The following is an 18,454-nucleotide window of genomic DNA, read 5'->3' on the forward strand; positions in this document are numbered from 1 at the left end:
CTTCGGTCCGTGCTGTTCAGCTCACGGTGACGGCGGGTGTTCCGGACCCGGCGCCGTCCTGCTCCATCTGCTCGGCGATCTTCATCGCTTCCTCGATGAGGGTCTCCACGATCTTCGACTCGGGCACGGTCTTGACGACCTCGCCCTTGACGAAGATCTGCCCCTTGCCGTTGCCGGAGGCGACCCCCAGGTCGGCCTCGCGTGCCTCGCCGGGGCCGTTGACCACGCATCCCATGACGGCGACGCGCAGCGGCACCTCCATGCCCTCCAGGCCGGCCGTCACCTCGTCCGCCAGCTTGTAGACGTCGACCTGGGCGCGCCCGCAGGACGGGCAGGAGACGATCTCCAGGCGCCGCTGCCGCAGGTTCAGCGACTCCAGGATCTGGATGCCTACCTTGACCTCCTCGGCGGGCGGGGCGGACAGCGAGACGCGGATCGTGTCACCGATGCCCTGCGAGAGCAACGCCCCGAAGGCGACCGCCGACTTGACGGTGCCCTGGAACGCCGGGCCCGCCTCCGTGACCCCGAGGTGCAGCGGGTAGTCGCACTGGGCGGCGAGCTGCCGGTAGGCCTCGATCATCACGACCGGGTCGTTGTGCTTGACGGAGATCTTGATGTCCCGGAAGTCGTGCTCCTCGAAGAGCGAGGCCTCCCAAAGAGCGCTCTCCACAAGCGCCTCCGGGGTCGCCTTGCCGTACTTCTCAAGGAGCCGGCGGTCGAGCGAGCCGGCGTTGACCCCGATCCGGATCGGCGTGCCGTGGTCCTTCGCGGCCCGCGCGATCTCCCGCACCTGGTCGTCGAACTTCTTGATGTTGCCGGGGTTCACGCGGACCGCCGCGCAGCCGGCCTCGATCGCCGCGAACACGTACTTCGGCTGGAAGTGGATGTCGGCGATCACCGGGATCTGGGACTTCTTCGCGATCGTCGCCAGGGCGTCCGCGTCGTCCTGCGTGGGGCAGGCGACGCGGACGATCTGGCAGCCGGACGCGGTGAGTTCGGCGATCTGCTGGAGGGTGGCGCCGATGTCCGAGGTGCGGGTCGTGGTCATCGACTGCACCGACACCGGGGCACCGCCGCCGACCGCCACCGGCCCGACATGGATCTGCCGGGACACGCGGCGCTCGGCGACGGGCCGGGCCGGGACCTCGGGGAGGCCCAGGGAAATGGCGGTCATGCGGTCACTCCCGGTTCCCGGAGACCGTCTCGCGCATCGCGCGGAGCGACTCCTTGAGGGATCCCATGGTGGCGAGGACGGCGGTGGGCTCGTAGCCGCAGTGCGCCATGCAGTTGGCGCAGCGCGGGTCCTTGCCGCGGCCGTACTTGTCCCAGTCGGTCTTCTCGATGAGTTCGCGGTACGTCGGCACGTACCCGTCGCTCATCAGGTAGCAGGGGCGCTGCCAGCCGAAGAGCGAGTAGTTCGGGATCGCCCAGGCCGTGCACGGGAAGTCGACCTTGCCCTCCAGGAAGTCCAGGAAGAGCGGGGAGTGGTTGAGCCGCCACTTCTTGCGGTTGCCGCCCGCGAAGGCCTTCTTGAAGAGCTCGCGGGTCTGCTCCACGCCGAGGAAGTGCTCCTGGTCGGGTGCCTTCTCGTAGGCGTAGGCGGGCGAGATCATCATCTCGTCGACCTTGAGGTCGTCGTTGAGGAAGTTGAGCACCTCGATGATGGTCTGTGGGGTGTCCGTGTTGAAGAAGGTCGAGTTGGTGGTCACCCGGAAGCCGCGCCGCTTGGCCTCCTTGATGGCCTCCACCGCCTCGTCGAACACGCCCTCCTTCGCGACGGACTCGTCGTGCCGCTCGCGCAGCCCGTCGATGTGCACCGCGAAGGCGAAGTACGGCGAGGGCGTGAACTTGTCCATCTTCTTGCGCAGCAGCATCGCGTTGGTGCACAGGAAGACGTACTTCCGCTTCGCCACCAACTGCCGCACGATCTCGTCGATCTGGGGGTGCATCAGGGGTTCGCCGCCCGCGATGGACACCATCGGCGCGCCGGACTCCAGCACCGCCCCGACCGCCTGCGCGACCGGCATACGCTGCTTCAGCACTCCCGCCGGGTGCTGGATCTTGCCGCAGCCCTCACATTTCAGGTTGCAGGCGAAGAGGGGTTCCAGCTCCACGATCAGCGGGAACTTGTCCCGCTTGCGAAGCTTCTGTTCAGCCAAGTAAGTAGCGACCTTGATCGTCTGACGCAGCGGCATGGCCATCTGGCTCACCTCCGGGGGAGCAGCAAAGAACGGTGCCATTCGAAGAAAGCTGGAAGAACGGATCGAAGAACGCGGAAAGCAGATATTCCACCGCGCACCGTGCCGATCCGGACGAGTTCATGTTCAGGAGCGTCCACGACCACCCTGACGGCCGCAACAGGGCGCTCGCCCGCGTGCACGGCGCTCAGGAGTGTGGCCGCCGACTCCATGTCGACCGCGATTGCGCCGGTCGCGAGCAGATCTGATCGCTCGTGACCGCGGACGACGTGATCGGAGCCGGTGACGGGGCCGGTGTGGACGGTGCGGCCGGGCAGGGTCCGCACGAGCTCCTTCACGAGGAGTTCGGTGCCGACGCACGGGACGCTGCCGCGGGGGTCCCGGGTCTCCTCGGCGACGACCAGGTCGCCGGGGTGCATCCCGGGGGCGAGTCCCGCACAGAAACCCGTCGCCAGGACCGCGGCACCGGCCAGCGCGGGATCGGCCAGGACCCGGGTGACGGACCGTTCCGCCGCCTTGGGTCCCATGCCGGTGCGCAGCACGGTGACGGGTCCGCCCGCGCCCCCGCGTTCGCCGGCGCGCAGGGCGAGGTGCTCGATGCCGAGTGCGCAGGCGATCAGCAGCGGGGCCGGCGCGGGCGTGGGGCTCATCAGTCCCCCTCGGCCTCGGGGGTGGGCTCGCCGTGGACGTAGCGGCCGAGCGCGGTGAGCGGGAAGACCTGCCGGTAGAGGTGGTAGTTGATGGAGAAGTCCCAGGGGAAGCCGGTGCCGGTGAAGTACGGCTCGTCCCAGGAGCCGTCCTGGCGCTGGGTCTCGGCGAGCCACCGGACGCCCCGCTCGACGGCCTTGGCGTCCTTCTCCCCCGCCGCGAGCAGCGCCATCAGCGCCCACGCCGTCTGCGAGGCGGTGGAGGCACCGCGCCCGCTCCAGTCGTCGGCGTACTTGTAGGAGCGCAGGTCCTCGCCCCACCCTCCGTCCTCGTTCTGGACCTGCTCCAGCCAGGTCACCGCCCGCCTGATCGCCGGGTGCGAGGCGGGCAGCCCGGCCGCGGTGAGCGCGGGCACCACGGAGCCGGTGCCGTAGACGTAGTTGACGCCCCAGCGCCCGAACCACGCGCCGTTCGGCTCCTGTTCGGCGAGCAGCCACTCGATTCCGCGCCGGGTGCGCGGGTCGTGCGACATGCCCTCGAAGGCGAGCATCTCCACGACGTGCGCGGTGACGTCGGCCGACGGCGGGTCGATGACCTCGCCGAAGTCGCAGAACGGCAGCCGGTTGGGGAACGGGCTGGTGTTGTCGACGTCGAAGGCGCCCCAGGCCCCGTTCTTCGACTGCATGCCGAGGTTCCACCGCACCCCGCGCCCGATGGCCTTCTCCATCCGCTCGGGGTCGTGGTGCCTGACCCGGCGCAGGGCGAGGACGACCTCGGCGGTGTCGTCGATGTCGGGGTAGTTGTCGTTGTGGAACTCGAACGCCCAGCCGCCCGGCGGCAGCTGGGGGCGCTTCACCGCCCAGTCGCCGGGCCGCACGATCTGCTCGCCGAGCATCCAGTCGGCGGCCTTGACGAGTTGCGGGTGGTCGGCGGGCAGACCGGCGTCGGCGAGCGCGATGGTCGCCAGGCAGGTGTCCCACACCGGCGACTGGCAGGCCTCGATCATCCGGCCGCCGTCCTCGCGCCACACGGCGTAACGATCCAGCGACTCGAGTCCCGCACGCACCACGGGGTGTTCGAGGTCGTAGCCGAGCAGGTACAGGGCGATCACCGAGTACACGGCCGGGGGCTGGATGCCGCCCCACGCGCCGTCGTTCTCCTGGCGCTCGACGATCCAGCGGCCGGCGGACTTCAGGGCGGAGCCGCGCAGCCGGCCCAGCGCGATCCTGCGGTAGCCGCGGACAACCTTGTCGAGCCGCTGGAAGACACCCTCCCAGCTCGCCACCGGAGCCAGCGGCTGGGGCGGGTTCGGGTTGGCCGGGTCGGTGTGGAGCTCGTCCAGCGGGAAAGGGGCGGGGCGCACCGGGCGCTTGGCCGAGACCACGGTGAGCGGCACGATGGTCTGCCGGGCCCACTGGCCGAAGTTGTAGATGCTGAGCGGGAACCACTTGGGGAAGTACAGGAGTTCCGGCGGGAGTTCGGGCAGGTCCTCCCATTTCCACCAGCCGAACAGGGCCAGCCAGATCCGGGTGAAGACCCGGGCGGCGGCGATCCCGCCACGCTCGCGGATCCAGGCCGACGCCTTCGCCATGTGGGGTGCGTCCGGCGCGTCCCCGGCCAGCCGCAGGGCGACGTACGCCTCGATGGTGGTGGAGAGTTCGCCGGGGCCGCCGTAGAAGGTGGCCCAGGTGCCGTCCGCGCGCTGCTCGCCGCGGATGAAGAGCGCGGCGGCGGCGGTCGTGGACTCGTCGCGGATGCCCAGGAACTGACGGAGCAAAAGGTCCTCGGCGTCCATGGTGACGTTGGTCTCCAGGTCACCCTTCCACCAGCCCTGCGCGTCCTGCTGGGCGAGCAGATGATCGGTGGCACGCCGCACGGCGCGTTCGGCTGCTTCTTGTACCCCGGCCGCCACGGGGGTGGTGTGGTCGGTTGTGGCCGAGTCGGCCCGGGGCGGAACGGTGGCCCCGGTGCTTCCGTCGGTCGTCGCTGTCATGGCTTCCCCTTCGTGCAGTCGTACGAAATCGTTCTGCTGTGGGTCCGCCGTCGGCCGGTGCTGGCTGCGCGCTCGCACCGGCCGGCGACTACGCGAGGGCTATTCGACCGATAATGATCATCTCTTTCGTACGACGACGAAGTCCGCGAGCGCCGTGAACTGTGCCCGTACCCGGTCGGGCATGTCGATGGCGTGCAGGGCCTCGATGGCGATGGTGTGCTGGCGGCGCGCCTCTCCGGCGGTCCACTCGCGGCCGCCGGCCTCCTCGATGAGGGCGGCGCGGGCGGCGAACTCCTCCTCGGAGAAGTTCTCGAAGTCGCTGCTCTTGGCGTCGGCGGCGAGGATCTCGCCGAGCCGCTCGGAGGCGGGCCCGCCGGCGGCGAGCGCGGCGACGACCGGGAGGGACTTCTTGCGCTGGCGCAGGTCGCTCCAGGTCTGCTTGCCGGTGGCGTCCGGGTCGCCCCAGATGCCGAGCAGGTCGTCGACGGCCTGGAAGGCGAGGCCGAGGTGGTAGCCGTACTTCTCCAGGGTGTCGGCGGTGCGGTCGTCGGCGCCGCCGAGCACCGCGCCGATGGAGCTGGAGGCGGCGAGCAGGGCGCCGGTCTTGTTGCCCTCCATCTCCAGGCACTCCTCGACGCTGACCCGGTCGCGGTGCTCGTAGGAGATGTCCTGGGCCTGGCCGTCGATCAGGGCGCGGGTGGCGGTGGTGAGCCGGCGGGTGGCACGGCCGGCCTCGACGGTGCCGAGCTCCAGCAGGACCTCGTTGGCGAGGGCGAACAGGGCGTCGCCGACCAGGATGGCCTGGGCGGGGCCGTGCACCTTCCAGACGGTGTCGCGGTGCCGGCGCTGTTCGTCGCCGTCCATCAGGTCGTCGTGCAGCAGGGAGAAGTTGTGGACGAGTTCGACGGCGACGGCACCGGGGATGCCGACCTCGGGGGCGGCGCCGGTGACCTCGGCGGAGAGCACGGCGAGCGCGGGCCGTACGGCCTTGCCGCCGTCGCCGTCGGCGGGGTTGCCCTCGGCGTCGATCCAGCCGAAGTGGTAGGCGGCCACGGTGTCCATGGGGGAGGCCAGGCGGTCGACGGCCGCCCGCAGTACCGGTGTGGCAAGGGTCCGGCCGCGCTCCAGGAGCGCGGTCACGTCCACCGCGTCGGCAGCCGTCTCGGCCGGGGGCACAGTGGGCACAGTTTCTCCTCTTGTTGCGGTACCGGGGGTGCGGGGGCCTGCCGCCTGCTGATCGAGCGTCACGCCGCCTCCTCGAACTCGAAGAGGTGACGGGGGCGGGGCCGGCCCAGAGTGCTCAACGCGGCATCGGCCGCACTGACACCGCTGCGGACCGCACTCTCCATGGTCGCGGGCCACCCGGTGGCGGTCCACGCTCCGGCCAGGTACAGGCCGAATGCCTTGGTGCGGGCGCCGGGCCGCAGCCGCCCGACGCCGGGGGTGGGGGCGAAGGTCGCGGTGCGCTCCCGGGTCACGAAGAAGTCCTGCACCCCGGCGCCGCGCGCACCGGGCAACAGCCGTTCCAGCTCGGGCAGATAGCGCTCGCGCAGGTCGGCGACGGAGGTGTCGATCTCGTCCTGGGCCGCCGACTGGGACAGCGCCAGGTACTGGCCCTCGCGCAGCCCGGAGGCGTGGGTACGGTCGAACACCCACTGGACCGGGGTGCCGAGGGCCGCGAAGAACGGCTTGGTGAGCACCGTGCGGTCGTAGACCACATGGACGTTGAGGATCGGCGCGGTACCGATCTCCAGAAGATTCCCGGGGGCGTCGAGGGCGCCGGCGGGCAGCAGGTCGTACGCCTCGCGCGGGGCGACGGCGAGCACGACGGCGTCGGCGGCGAGCGTCTCGCCGGGAACCTGAACGCTCCAGGTTCCGTTCTCGTTAGTGGAGACGGAGGTGACGCGTGTACGGACCTCGGTACGCACGCCCGCGGAGTCGAGCGCCTTGCGGGCCAGCCGGTCGTGCAGTTCGCCCAGCGGCACATGGGCCCAGCCGATGTCGGCCGCGCCCGGGTCGGACAGCAGACCGGTCTTGAACACCATCGCGGCGAGCCCCAGCGAGGCGTCGCCCGCGACCGCGTTGAGAGTGGCGACCCCGACCAGGTCCCACAGGGCCTCGATGGCACGCGCCGACTGGCCGTGTGCGGCCAGCCAGCTGCCGAAGTCCTGTGCGTCCAGGCTCGGATCGGCGAGGTCGAGCCCCTTGAGCGCGAGCGCGGCACGCCCGACCTTGGCCCGCTCGGCGAGCGAGAGGTGCGGATAGGCGGCCAGGCTGCGCCCCAGATGCAGGGGTACCGGCAGCGGGTCGCGACGGAGCCTGCCCAGGCGCCGCCCCTCCGGCTTGGCGAGGTCGAGCACAGGCACGTCGAGGCGGTCCTGCAGCGGTGCCAGCGCCGTGCCCTCGATGCGGTCGAGGAACCAGCGGTAGGCGGTGCAGCAACGCAGGTACACGTGCTGGCCGTTGTCCACGGTCAGGTCGCCGCGCTGGAAGGAGAAGGCGAGCCCGCCGAGCCGCGGCCTGCCTTCGAGCAACGTCACGCGCACCCCCGCGTCGGCGAGCCCGAGCGCGGCCGTGATGCCCGCGAGCCCGCCGCCGATCACGACGGCGGTGCGCCCGGACGGGATGTCGTCGTGCGTCCGTTCGGATCGCGTGCCGTCGGTCATCGTGCCGCCTCTCCTGGCCGCCCGCAGTGCCGGTGGAACGGGGCAGGGCGGGCCGTCGCAGTCAGGGACGCCATGCCGCGCCGGAGGGTTGCCTGCCGTTTTCCTCCGGTGGAGTCACCTTGGCCCACTTTGTCCATCAGGCGCGCCTCCTGACGGTCAGACGGGAGGTGTGGCGCCGGGTGTCGAGCCCGGACAGGCCACGCACGGCGACGTACGCCTTCTCGCGTCCGGGCAGCGAGACCCGGCCGCGCAGCACCGCCTCCGGTTCGCGCTCGATGCGGTCGAGCAGGCGGCGGTAGATGCCGGCCATGGCGGCGACACAGGCGCCGCTGCGCCGGTCGAGCATGGGCAGCAGCCGGTAGCCCTCGGCGAAAAGGGCACGGGCGCGCCGTACTTCGAAGTGCACGAGGCCCGCGAAGTCGGAGCCCTCCGGCGGGGTCGGCCCGTGGAACCCGGCCGAGCAGCCGAACTTGGCGAGGTCGTCGGCGGGCAGATAGGTACGGCCGTTGCCGGCGTCCTCGCGGATGTCCCTGAGGATGTTGGTGAGCTGGAGCGCGAGACCGAGCGTGTCGGCGTACTCCGGCGCACGTTCGGCGCCGCGCGCCCCGGGTTCCGTACCGAACACGCCGAGCGAGAGCCGGCCGATGGCGCCGGCCACGCACCGGCAGTAGACCTTGAGGTCGTCCCAGGTCTCGTAGTGCTCGCCGCGTACGTCCATCAGCACGCCGTCGATCAGCTCGTCCAGGCCGCCGAGCGGGATCGGGAAGGCCTGGGCGGCATGCGCGAGGGCGACCGCGACCGGGTCGGTGTCGTCCTCGGCGACCCCGCCCTCCTGGACCCGGGCGAGCAGCGCCCGGGTGTCCTCCAGGCGGGCCGCCTTCACGTCGCCGGCCAGCTCGCCGTCGCCGATGTCGTCGACGCGCCGGGAGAAGGCGTAGAGCGCCGACATGGCACGCCGCTTGGGCGCCGGGAGCAGCCTGATGCCGTAGGCGAAGTTCCGTGCCTGCTGTCCGGTGACGGTCTCGCAGTAGCTGTAGGCGGCGAGTACCGGTGCGGACACATGTGTGGGAGAGTCCACGGTCCGGATCACCCCTCTCCTCGCAGAGTCACGCCCACCTCACGCAGCAACCGGCCCTTGCCGGGCTTGGGCGGGCCTGGAAGTACGTCGTATTCGGCGGCGGCGATCGCGTGGACCGCCGCCCTTCCCCCCGCCACGAACCCCGCGAGCAGCAGCTTCAACCTGCCGTGGACGCTACCCACAAGGGGGGCGCCTTCATTCAGGAGATCGCGGGCGCGTTGTGCTTCGTATGCAACCAGTGCACGCACCGATGCGCCTGCGGTTTTCCTGGCGAGATCCGCCTCCTGGACGTGAAAGCGCTTCATGTCCTCGGCGGGCAGATAGATCCGGTCGCGGCCGAGGTCCTCGGCCACGTCCTGGAGGTGTTCGACGATCTGGAGTGCGGTACAGATCGCGTCGGAGAGCCGGATCCGCTCGGAGGTCGAGGTGCCGGTGACGGCAAGGACCAGGCGGCCGACGGGGTTGGCGGACAGCTCGCAGTAGGCGACGAGGTCGTCGTAGGTCTCGTACCGCTTGACGAGCTGGTCCTGGCGGTTGGCGGCGACCAGCCCGAGGAACGGCTCGGGGGTCAGCGCGCGGCGGCGGACGGTCGGCTGGAGCTTGCGCAGCAAGGGGTGGTGCGGGGTGGCGTCGAAGACGCGGCGCAGGTCGGCCTCGAAGGCGTCGAGCAGGACCAGGCGGTCCTCGGCCTCCTCCGGCGACACCCCCAGCAGCCGTGCGTCGCCGCCGCCGGGGGCCAGGTCGCCGTCGCCGATGTCGTCGACGAGGCGGGCGAAGCCGTACACCGCCATCAGGTCGTCGCGCCAGGCTTTCGGCAGGAAGAAGGGGGCCACGGGGAAGTTCTCGTCCGCGGCCTTGTCCAGGGTGCCGCGCTCCGGGTCTCCGGTGCGCACCGGGCCGGCTGCCGTCACCGTTCGCTGCCCGGGGCGGGGACGGCGCGGCCTGCGTTGAGCTGGGGAGTTTCCGTAGCCATTGCCGTCACATCTCCCGTTCTACACTGCCGACCCAATACACACTATTTCGGACACGCCGCCCAGCGGCCCGCGGGGCGGCCCGGCAGAGGGTGTCGCGCATTATCGCCCCACTTGCCGCTTTCCGGGACCGGTACAGCTTACGTTGTACAACGCATCGAGGATCGTCGGGGTGTCCCGCAGATCACAACAACACACCGATTGCCGTCAAGATTCCTAAGGCGAGCCGGAGTTGACGTTTCCTTTGCAGACGCCGGGCCCCACCGGAAAGGTTCCGGCAGGGCCCGGGGCGTGGCGGGCTACTTGCCCGTGAACTTCTCGTACTCCTGGAGCACCTCTTCGGTCGGGCCGTCCATGCGCAGCTCACCGCGCTCCAGCCACAGGACGCGGTCACAGGTGTCGCGGATCGACTTGTTGTTGTGACTGACCAGAAACACCGTGCCGGCATGCTCGCGCAGTTCGCGGATCCGGTCCTCGGAGCGCTTGCGGAAGGCCGCGTCACCGGTGGCCAGCGCCTCGTCGATCATGAGGACGTCGTGGTCCTTGGCGGCGGCGATGGAGAAGCGGAGCCGGGCCGCCATGCCGGAGGAGTAGGTCCGCATGGGCAGGGTGATGAAGTCGCCCTTGTCGTTGATGCCGGAGAACTCGACGATCTCCTGGTAGCGGGCCCTGATGTCCTCCCGGGACATGCCCATCGCGAGGCCGCCCAGGATGACGTTGCGCTCGCCCGTGAGGTCGTTCATCAGGGCCGCGTTGACGCCGAGCAGCGAGGGCTGGCCGTTGGTGTAGACCCGGCCCTTCTCGGCCGGCAGCAGGCCGGCGATGGCGCGCAGCAGGGTGGACTTGCCGGAGCCGTTGGAGCCGATCAGGCCGATGGCCTCGCCCCGGTAGGCGACGAAGGAGACCCCGCGGACGGCGTGCACCTTGCGGACGCCCCGGTCGTCGCCGCGCTTGAAGATGCGGCTGAGGGCGGCCGTCGCGCTGCCCTTGCCGGTCTTGGCGCCGTTGACCCGGTAGACGATGTGCACGTCCTCCGCGATCACGGTGGGGATCCGCTCCCCCTGGCTCTGCTCCACGTCGTTCAGGTCAGCCACGGCCGTACCGCTCCTCCGCCTTCCAGAAGTACACGAAACCGCCGGCGAACACGACCACGGCCCAGGACAGGGCGACGGCCCAGACGTGCGGCGGCAGGTTCGAGGCGCCGTAGCCGTCGATGAGGGCGAAGCGCATCAGGTCCATGAAGACGGTGGCGGGGTTCACCTGGAGGAGCGTGCGCGCCCACTCCGGCCGGCCCTCCATCATCTTGGTGATCGAGAACATCACACCGGACATGTACATCCAGGTGCGCAGCACGAACGGCAGCAGCTGGGCGAGGTCCGGGGTCTTGGCTCCCATCCGGGCCACGATCAGGGCCAGTCCCGTGTTGAAGAGGAACAGCAGGAACAGGATCGGGACGACCAGCACCCACGAGAGACCCGGGTGGCTGCCGAACCCGACCACCACGGCGATCATGACGATCATCGAGAACAGCAGCTGCTGGAGCTGCTGGAGCGCGAAGGAGATCGGCAGCGAGGCGCGCGGGAAGTGCAGCGCGCGCACCAGACCGAGGTTGCCGGAGATCGCCCGCACGCCCGTCATGATCGAGCTCTGGGTGAACGTGAAGGTGAACACGCCGGTGACCAGGAACGGGATGTAGATGTCCTGCGACATGCCACGGCTGGCGTGCAGGATGACGCCGAAGATGAAGTAGTACACGGCCGCGTTCAGCAGCGGCGTGGCCACCTGCCAGAGCTGGCCGAGCTTGGCCTGGCTGTACTGGGCGGTGAGCTTCGCCTGCGAGAAGGCCAGGATGAAGTGGCGCCGTCCCCAGAGCTGGCGTACGTACTCGACGAGCGAGGGGCGTGCGCCGCTCACCGCGAGCCCGTACCTGGCGGCGAGCTGCGCCGCCGTGAGGCCTTCGTCGGGCGACGGCACCGCGCTCACCGCGATCCCGCCGTCATGCGTTGTCTCACTCAAGGGTGGAAGCCTTCGTCTCCGGATCCGTCTTCGGATTCGCTTTCGGATGCATCTTGGATGCGTCTTACGTTCGTCTTACGGAATTGTGCTACCGGACGCGACACGTCTCCGCCATCGGACACAATCCCGGGGCGTCCGCGCGCCGTGCGCGGCCGTTCCCGGGCGTGTCCGCACGCCGTACGCGCGGACACGCACCTTCGAGCTTGTCAGATCACCGGGGGACGGCCCAGTCGCGTGAGTTTCCACACGGTGCGCCAGCGCATCGGGCGGCGTGGTCCGCACGGGGTGGTCCAGCCCTCCCGGAAGCCGGCGAACCAGGCGTGCAGGGCCGGGCGGGAGGGGCGGCGCACCAGGGTCAGCAGCATCCACACCCCGAGGTAGACCGGGACCAGGAGGGCGGGCAGGTTGCGCCGGGCCAGCCAGACCCGGTTGCGGGCGACCATCCGGTGGTAGACCGCGTGCCGGGAGGGCGCGGTGGTGGGGTGGTTGAGGACCATGTCGGAGCGGTAGTCGATCATCCAGCCGGCGTCCAGGGCCCGCCAGGCCAGGTCGGTCTCCTCGTGGGCGTAGAAGAACTCGTCCGGCAGGCCGCCGACCTCGGCGAGGACCTGGGTGCGGACGGCGTTGGCGCCGCCGAGGAAGGTGGTGACCCGGGAGGAGCGCATCGGGTCGGAGGCCCGCAGTCGCGGCACGTGCCGGCGCTGGGTCTGCCCGGTGTCCGGGTCGGCGATGCGGAAGCTGATGATGCCGAGCCGCTGGTCGGCGGTGAAGGCCTGGCGGCACAGTTCGGCGGTGTCGTGCTCGGCGAGCAGTCCGTCGTCGTCGAGGAAGAGCAATATGTCGACATCTCGGCCGCTCGGGCCGAAGGCCTCTATGCCGACGTTGCGCCCGCCGGGGATCCCGAGGTTCTCGGGCAGCTCCAGGGTGCGGACGCCGTCCGGCACCTCCGGGACGGGCGAGCCGTTGCCGACGACGACCACCTCGACCCGCTCGCCGTCCTGCTTGGCGACCGAGTCGAGGAGGGCGCGCAGTTCGTCCGGGCGGTTGCCCATGGTGATGACGACCGCGCCGACCTTCAGCCCGGCGCTCACCGCAGCCTGCTCGACGCGAGGACCGAGACCAGGTGCAGCAGGGTCTGCAGCAGCGCGATGCCGGCGAGCACGGCGGTGCCCAGCCGGGTGAAGAAGAGGTCGCCGCGGACGTGGTCCACGATCGCCAGGGCCAGGATCAGCAGCGAGGCCTCGATGCCGAGGATCAGCCGGTGGAACCGGAGCAGGGCGGCGGCCCGGCGGGCCAGCGCCATGCCGGAGGAGCGCATCTCGGCGGCGGCCTCCTTGACCACCGGCAGCCCGGCCTGGTGGCGGGCGACGCCGACCAGGTCGGTCTCGGCCTTGATCAGGATCGCGCCGAGCGCGGCCAGAGTGCCGAGGAAGGCCCACAGCCAGTCGATACGGCCGCTGCCGAACAGGTCGGCGGCGCGCAGCCCGAGCCCGACAAGAACGGCCGCGTCGGTCAGATACGCGCCCACCCGGTCGAGGTAGACCCCGCCCAGCGAGTACTGCTGCTTCCAGCGGGCGACCTCGCCGTCGACGCAGTCGAGCAGCAGGTACATCTGGACGCAGACCACGCCGAGCACGGCGCCCGTGATCCCCGGCACCAGCAGGGCCGGGGCCGCGAGCACGCCGAAGACGGTCATCAGGTACGTGAGCTGGTTGGGCGTGACCCTGGTGTTCACCAGGTAGCGGTCCACCCGCAGGGACACCTCACGCATGTAGAGGCGCCCCATCCAGTGCTCACCGCTGCGCCGGTCCTTGACCCCCACGGGGTGCACGACCGGACGGAGTTCAGCTACCGATGGCCTTGACATAGTCGACGTAGAAGTCCTTGATCTGGTGGGTCTTGAGTTCGAGGTGTTCGAGGATGGTGTAGCGGCCGGGCCGGGTCTCCGGAGCGAACTCCACGACCCGGACGAACTCGTCCACGGTGAAGCCGATCTCCTCCGGCAGCACCGGCAGTCCGTGCCGGCGCAGCACATCGGCCATGTACACGGACTGCTCGTGGGCTCCGCGCAGGTACATCGCGAAGGCCGCACCGAGCCCGCACTGCTCGCCATGGCTGGCGGCACGCCTCGGGAACAGCAGGTCGAAGGCGTGGTTGATCTCGTGGCAGGCGCCGGAGGACGGGCGGGAGTCGCCCGACACCGACATGGCGATACCGCTGAGCACCAGCGCCTCGGCGAGGACCTGGAGGAAGTCGTTCTCGCCGATGCCGCCGGGGTGGCGCAGCACCGCCTCGCCGGCCTGCCGGGCCATGGCGGCCGCCAGACCGTCGATCTTCTCGCCGTTGACGCGGTGGGACAGCTCCCAGTCCGCGATCGCCGAGATGTTGGAGACGGCGTCGCCGATGCCCGAGCGTACGAAGCGCGCCGGGGCCTCCCGGATGACGTCGAGGTCGATGACGACCGCGATCGGGTTCGGCACACCGTAGGAGCCGCGGCCCGCGTCGTTGTCGAGGGTGGCGACCGGCGAGCACAGGCCGTCGTGCGCGAGGTTCGTCGGCACGGCGACGAGCGGCAGGCCGACCCGGGCCGCGGCGAACTTGGCGCAGTCGATGATCTTGCCGCCGCCGAGGCCGACGACCGCGTCGTAGTGGCCGGCCTTGATGTCGCCGGCCAGCCGGATCGCGTCGTCGAGGGTGCCGCCGCCGACCTCGTACCAGGTGGCGCCGGGCAGGCTCGGCGAGACGCGTTCGCGCAGCTTCGAGCCCGAGCCGCCGCTGACGGCGACGGCGAGCCTGCCCGAGTGCGAGATGCGTTCGTCGGCGAGGACGCCCGCCAGGTCGTCGAGGGCACCCGGGCGGATGTCGACGACGACCGGCGAGGGGATCAGCCGGGTCAGTACTGGCACGCGATCTCCCGTCCCCTGGCGAGATCGTCGTGGTTGTCGATCTCGACCCACCGGACGTCGCCGATCGGCGCCACGTCGATCCGGAAGCCGCGGTTGACCAGCTCCTGGTAGCCGTGCTCGTAGAACTGCTGCGGGTCGGTCTCCCAGACCGCCTTCAGCGCGTCGGCGAGCTCGGGGGCCGCGTCGCCCTCGATGAGGGTGACGCCGATGTACTCGCCGGTGGCCTCGGCGGGGTCCATCAGCTTGGTGATCTTCGTCATGCCCTTGTCGGCGTCGACGACGACCTTCATCTCCTCGTCCGCGAGGGACTTCACGGTGTCCAGGGCGAGGATGATCCGCTTGCCGTCGCCGCGGGAGGCGAGCAGCGTCCTCTCGACGGAGACCGGGTGCACGGTGTCGCCGTTGGCGAGGATCACGCCGTCCTTGAGGGCGTCACGGCCGCACCACAGGGAGTAGGCGTTGTTCCACTCCTCGGCCTTGTCGTTGTCGATGAGGGTGAGCTTGAGGCCGTACTTGGCCTCCAGGGCCGCCTTGCGCTCGTAGACGGCCTCCTTGCGGTAGCCGACGATGATCGCGACCTCGGTCAGGCCGATCTCGGCGAAGTTGCCGAGGGTCAGGTCGAGCACCGTGATCGAGTCCTCTATCCCGGCAGGCCCCACCGGCACCAGCGCCTTGGGCAGGCTGTCGGTGTAGGGGCGCAGACGCCGTCCGGCGCCGGCCGCCAGCACGAGGCCGATCATGCGGGTTCTCCTTCATCGTGTACGGCGGGCGCCCCTGCGGACACCCAGAAGCGGATGCTCTCGACGAGCACCAGCCCGGCCACGGCCACGGCGAGGACCGTGAGCGCGACCTTGAACTGCGCGGCGGTGAGCACCGCGGCCAGGACAGTGACCAGCAGGACTCGCCCTTCCTGCCCCCCGATGGCGCGGACCAGCCAGGCCGGCGGCGCCTCGGCGTCGCCGCGGATGCGGTACACCGTGTCGTAGTGATGGTAGGCGACGGCGGCCACCAGGCCGAAAGCCGCAGGAAGGGCTCCGTTTACCCCAGCTTTACTTGCGAGGATGAGCACGGTGCCGTATTCGGCGGCGCGGAAGAGCGGCGGGACCAGCCAGTCGAGGGCGCCCTTGAGGGGGCGGGCGAGGGCCCGGCCGGAGGCGAGGGTGTAGGCGAAGGCGCCCACGACCGGTGCCCAGGTCACACCGGAGAGGAGAGAGACGGCGAGAATCGCCGTGCCGGCGAGCGCCACCAGGAACGGGGAGCCGAGGGGGGCGGCACGCATGGTGCGGGACACGAATCCGGCGAGGGGGCCGTTGTCGGCCAGGTCCGCGAGTGCCTTCGCCGCCCGGTCCGTCCGCTTCGCCTTCCGGGTCAGCGACCGCAGCACCCGCCCGGCCGTGGTGTACGTGGCCGCGAAGGCGCAGCCGATCAGCAGTACCCAGAAGGTGATCCGGGGGGTCGTGGCCGCCGTGAGGACGGCTATCAGTGCCCATCGTTCGCCGATGGGCAGGACTATCATCCGGCGCACCCAGACCGTCCAGCCGACGCTGTCGAGGCGGCCCGAGAGGGCGGCGGTGGGGCTGGTGTTGGCGGTGGCGTCGTGGTTGGCCTCGTTGAAGGAGAAGTCGACCACGTGCCGGCAGGTCTGCAGGATCATGGCGCCGAGAGCGAGGGCCCATACGTCGTCGCCACCGCGGGCGGCACCCACGGCGAGGCCCGCGTAGTAGGCGTACTCCTTGGCCCGGTCGAAGGTGGCGTCCAGCCAGGCGCCGAGCGTGGAGTACTGCAGGGAGTAGCGGGCGAGCTGGCCGTCGGTGCAGTCCAGGACGAAGGACGCGATCAGCAGGACGCCCGCGGCGACGAACCCGGCCCGGGTGCCGGTGGCCGCGCAGCTCGCCGCGATCAGGGCGGTGAGCAGGGAGGCGGTGGTGACCTGGTTGGGGGTCAGTCCGCGCCTGGCGCACCAGCGGGCGATGTACCGCGAGTACGGGCTGATGAAGAAGGTGGTGAAGAAGCCGTCGCGGGACTTCACGGCCGACTTCAGGCGTACGGCCTCGTCGTCGACGGCGGCGACGGCCTGCCGCGCCTCGTTGCGGGCCTGCGGATCGTCGGGGACGGCGGCGACCAGGCTGCCGAGCTCGGTGTGGTGGACGTCCGTGTCCAGGGCGGTGACGAGACCGTCGACGGCGAGGGCGGTACCGCCGCCCGCGGAGGACTCCCTGGCCAGCGCCCGGGTCAGCGCCGGACGGCCGGCGGGCTGGGCGGTGACGGCGCCGGGGATCGCGGCGAGCGGGAAGCGGGGGTCGGTGAGACCGAGCCGCAGGGCGTGCACATGACCGACGAAGCGGGCGTCGACGACGGCGACGCGCCGGTCGGCGGGGACGGCGGTGAGCAGGGCCTCGGTCTCGGCGGTGTCCGACGCCGTCCGCACCTCGAAGCCGAGCGCCCGCAGATCGCTCTCCAGTGACGATCCGGGGACCGGCGGACCGGTGACGATGGCGGTCGACAACCGAACTCACTCCCTGAGTGCCGGCGTACGGGCGCCGGTCCACTGCGTAGTCGGGCGGGGTGTGCCTGGTGGCCCCCGGGCGGCATTCGGCAGAGGTTATCGGATGGTGAGGACTGCTTGTTCACCGGCCGTTCACGGCACGGTCGACCCGCTCTGCCCCGGCCTTTGCCGAGATCATCATCCGTGATCCTGGCCCCGGCCCACAAACCGCGTTCACAGAACGGGCATCGGGGACACCCGCCCACGGCGTCGCGACCGCCCACCCGCACGGCCCGACCCCTCACGGACGGTAACTGAGGCTACCCTGACCTGCGCTTCGTTTCCGCAGGTCAGGGCATATGACAACGGTGTTCAGTGCCGCGTTGCCGGATACCCCCCACCCGTAGTTCACTGTGATCCCGGGCGGAACAAAGGAGGCGTATCTCATGGGGGCAGGTCACGACCACGGCCACGGGCACACCCACGCGCCGGCCACCGGTACGGCCGCGGCGGCGTACCGCGGGCGGCTTCGGGTGGCGCTCGCCATCACCCTCGGGGTGATGGTGGTCGAGATCGCCGGCGGTCTGGTGGCCGACTCGCTCGCGCTGATCGCGGACGCGGCCCACATGGCGACCGACGCGCTGGGCCTCGGCATGGCCCTGCTGGCGATCCACTTCGCCAACCGCCCGCCGAGCACCAACCGCACCTTCGGCCTCGCCCGCGCCGAGATCCTCGCCGCCCTGGCGAACTGTCTGCTGCTGCTCGTGGTCGGCGGCTATGTGCTGTACGAGGCGATCCAGCGGTTCCTCACACCCGCGGACACCCACGGCGGCCAGATGATCGTGTTCGGTCTGATCGGCCTGGTCGCCAACATGATCTCGCTCACGCTGCTGGTGCGCGGCCAGCAGGAGAGCCTGAACGTGCGCGGGGCCTTCCTGGAGGTGGCGGCCGACGCGCTGGGCTCGCTGGCGGTGCTGATCTCGGCCGTGGTGATCCTGACCACCGGCTGGCAGGCGGCCGACCCGATCGCCTCGCTGGTCATCGGCCTGATGATCGTGCCGAGGACGCTGAAACTGCTGCGCGAGACCCTGGACGTCCTGCTGGAGGCGGCGCCACGGAACGTCGACATGACTGAGGTGCGGACGCACATCCTCGCGCTGGACGGTGTGGAGGACGTCCATGATCTGCACGCCTGGACGATCACCTCGGGGATGCCGGTGCTCTCGGCGCACGTGGTGGTCCGCTCGGACGTGCTGAGCGCCATCGGCCACGAGAAGATGCTGCACGAGCTGCAGGGCTGCCTGGGCCACCACTTCGATGTGGAGCACTGCACCTTCCAGCTGGAGCCGGGCGGGCACGCGGAGCACGAGGCCCGGCTCTGCCACTGACTCCGTCACGGTCAGGTACTGGAACGCAGCGCTCCGCACTCCCCCGGCGTCCTTGTGTTCGAGACCCCCGGACGGTTCCCTCCGGCACCCGTAGGGCACGATCAA

The 18,454-nt window shown here is 70.6% G+C and carries 17 protein-coding genes; 1 reads left to right on the plus strand and 16 read right to left on the minus strand.

Annotated elements, in window-relative coordinates:
- Window positions 1–16 precede the first annotated feature (16 nt).
- The 16 genes from ispG to KVT45_RS31090 form a co-directional block, all read right to left on the minus strand.
- Window positions 17–1,174: a flavodoxin-dependent (E)-4-hydroxy-3-methylbut-2-enyl-diphosphate synthase gene (gene ispG / locus KVT45_RS31020; protein ID WP_217552450.1), complete on the minus strand. Its 1,158-nt coding sequence runs from the start codon at window positions 1,172–1,174 to the stop codon at window positions 17–19.
- Window positions 1,175–1,178: 4 nt separating this feature from the next.
- Entirely contained in the window at window positions 1,179–2,201 is a 1,023-nt protein-coding gene (gene hpnH, locus KVT45_RS31025; RefSeq protein WP_217552451.1) for an adenosyl-hopene transferase HpnH, read from the minus strand.
- A gap of 5 nt (window positions 2,202–2,206) precedes the next feature.
- On the minus strand, window positions 2,207–2,848 hold the full coding sequence (locus tag KVT45_RS31030) for a 1-hydroxy-2-methyl-2-butenyl 4-diphosphate reductase (RefSeq protein ID WP_217552452.1): 642 nt from the start codon (window positions 2,846–2,848) through the stop codon (window positions 2,207–2,209).
- Window positions 2,848–4,839, minus strand: coding sequence for a squalene--hopene cyclase (shc, locus tag KVT45_RS31035; RefSeq protein ID WP_217552453.1), 1,992 nt, complete (start codon window positions 4,837–4,839; stop codon window positions 2,848–2,850). Before shc ends, KVT45_RS31030 begins: the two co-directional genes overlap by 1 nt.
- 117 nt (window positions 4,840–4,956) lie before the next feature.
- Window positions 4,957–6,024 carry a polyprenyl synthetase family protein gene (locus KVT45_RS31040; protein WP_217552454.1) on the minus strand — a complete coding sequence of 356 codons (1,068 nt, stop codon included), beginning with the start codon at window positions 6,022–6,024 and terminating at the stop codon, window positions 4,957–4,959.
- Between the two features lie 59 nt (window positions 6,025–6,083).
- Window positions 6,084–7,505, minus strand: a complete 1,422-nt coding sequence (gene hpnE / locus KVT45_RS31045) for a hydroxysqualene dehydroxylase HpnE (protein WP_217552455.1) — start codon at window positions 7,503–7,505, stop codon at window positions 6,084–6,086.
- Complete coding sequence (locus KVT45_RS58480) at window positions 7,502–7,642, minus strand: DUF6380 family protein (protein WP_368857559.1); 141 nt, start codon at window positions 7,640–7,642, stop codon at window positions 7,502–7,504. The genes hpnE and KVT45_RS58480 overlap by 4 nt, the downstream gene beginning before the upstream one ends.
- Window positions 7,642–8,595, minus strand: a complete 954-nt coding sequence (gene hpnD / locus KVT45_RS31050) for a presqualene diphosphate synthase HpnD (protein WP_150136338.1) — start codon at window positions 8,593–8,595, stop codon at window positions 7,642–7,644. The genes KVT45_RS58480 and hpnD overlap by 1 nt, the downstream gene beginning before the upstream one ends.
- Window positions 8,592–9,494: a squalene synthase HpnC gene (gene hpnC / locus KVT45_RS31055; protein WP_217552456.1), complete on the minus strand. Its 903-nt coding sequence runs from the start codon at window positions 9,492–9,494 to the stop codon at window positions 8,592–8,594. Before hpnC ends, hpnD begins: the two co-directional genes overlap by 4 nt.
- Before the next feature lie 359 nt (window positions 9,495–9,853).
- Window positions 9,854–10,648: an ABC transporter ATP-binding protein gene (locus KVT45_RS31060; protein ID WP_308310913.1), complete on the minus strand. Its 795-nt coding sequence runs from the start codon at window positions 10,646–10,648 to the stop codon at window positions 9,854–9,856.
- Window positions 10,641–11,570, minus strand: a complete 930-nt coding sequence (locus KVT45_RS31065; protein WP_217552457.1) for an ABC transporter permease — start codon at window positions 11,568–11,570, stop codon at window positions 10,641–10,643. Before KVT45_RS31065 ends, KVT45_RS31060 begins: the two co-directional genes overlap by 8 nt.
- A 206-nt stretch (window positions 11,571–11,776) precedes the next feature.
- Window positions 11,777–12,649: a glycosyltransferase family 2 protein gene (locus tag KVT45_RS31070; RefSeq protein ID WP_217552565.1), complete on the minus strand. Its 873-nt coding sequence runs from the start codon at window positions 12,647–12,649 to the stop codon at window positions 11,777–11,779.
- A gap of 8 nt (window positions 12,650–12,657) precedes the next feature.
- Window positions 12,658–13,401, minus strand: a complete 744-nt coding sequence (locus KVT45_RS31075; protein WP_308310914.1) for a CDP-alcohol phosphatidyltransferase family protein — start codon at window positions 13,399–13,401, stop codon at window positions 12,658–12,660.
- Window positions 13,402–13,414: 13 nt separating this feature from the next.
- Window positions 13,415–14,476, minus strand: coding sequence for an iron-containing alcohol dehydrogenase family protein (locus tag KVT45_RS31080; protein ID WP_217552459.1), 1,062 nt, complete (start codon window positions 14,474–14,476; stop codon window positions 13,415–13,417).
- A complete protein-coding gene (locus KVT45_RS31085; protein WP_089107251.1) occupies window positions 14,464–15,216 on the minus strand; it encodes a sugar phosphate nucleotidyltransferase in 753 nt (250 codons plus the stop codon). Before KVT45_RS31085 ends, KVT45_RS31080 begins: the two co-directional genes overlap by 13 nt.
- Window positions 15,213–16,982, minus strand: coding sequence for a DUF5941 domain-containing protein (locus KVT45_RS31090; protein WP_217552460.1), 1,770 nt, complete (start codon window positions 16,980–16,982; stop codon window positions 15,213–15,215). The genes KVT45_RS31085 and KVT45_RS31090 overlap by 4 nt, the downstream gene beginning before the upstream one ends.
- A gap of 425 nt (window positions 16,983–17,407) precedes the next feature.
- Here KVT45_RS31090 and KVT45_RS31095 point away from each other — a divergent pair, with 425 nt between their 5' ends.
- Window positions 17,408–18,349 (plus strand): cation diffusion facilitator family transporter, encoded by a 942-nt coding sequence (locus KVT45_RS31095; RefSeq protein WP_217552461.1) that lies wholly within the window; start codon window positions 17,408–17,410, stop codon window positions 18,347–18,349.
- Window positions 18,350–18,454 lie beyond the last annotated feature (105 nt).

This window comes from Streptomyces sp. GbtcB6 (assembly GCF_019091475.1).
Classification (GTDB): Bacteria; Actinomycetota; Actinomycetes; order Streptomycetales; family Streptomycetaceae; genus Streptomyces; species Streptomyces hyaluromycini.

Bases quoted from the DNA above. Each gene is read 5' to 3' on its own strand.
- KVT45_RS58480 (WP_368857559.1), bottom strand. From the start codon at position 7,642: ATGGACAAAGTGGGCCAAGGTGACTCCACCGGAGGAAAACGGCAGGCA.
- hpnE (WP_217552455.1), bottom strand. From the start codon at position 7,505: ATGACCGACGGCACGCGATCCGAACGGACGCACGACGACATCCCGTCC.
- KVT45_RS31095 (WP_217552461.1), top strand. From the start codon at position 17,408: ATGGGGGCAGGTCACGACCACGGCCACGGGCACACCCACGCGCCGGCC.
- ispG (WP_217552450.1), bottom strand. From the start codon at position 1,174: ATGACCGCCATTTCCCTGGGCCTCCCCGAGGTCCCGGCCCGGCCCGTC.
- KVT45_RS31030 (WP_217552452.1), bottom strand. From the start codon at position 2,848: ATGAGCCCCACGCCCGCGCCGGCCCCGCTGCTGATCGCCTGCGCACTC.
- KVT45_RS31085 (WP_089107251.1), bottom strand. From the start codon at position 15,216: ATGATCGGCCTCGTGCTGGCGGCCGGCGCCGGACGGCGTCTGCGCCCC.
- shc (WP_217552453.1), bottom strand. From the start codon at position 4,839: ATGACAGCGACGACCGACGGAAGCACCGGGGCCACCGTTCCGCCCCGG.
- hpnH (WP_217552451.1), bottom strand. From the start codon at position 2,201: ATGGCCATGCCGCTGCGTCAGACGATCAAGGTCGCTACTTACTTGGCT.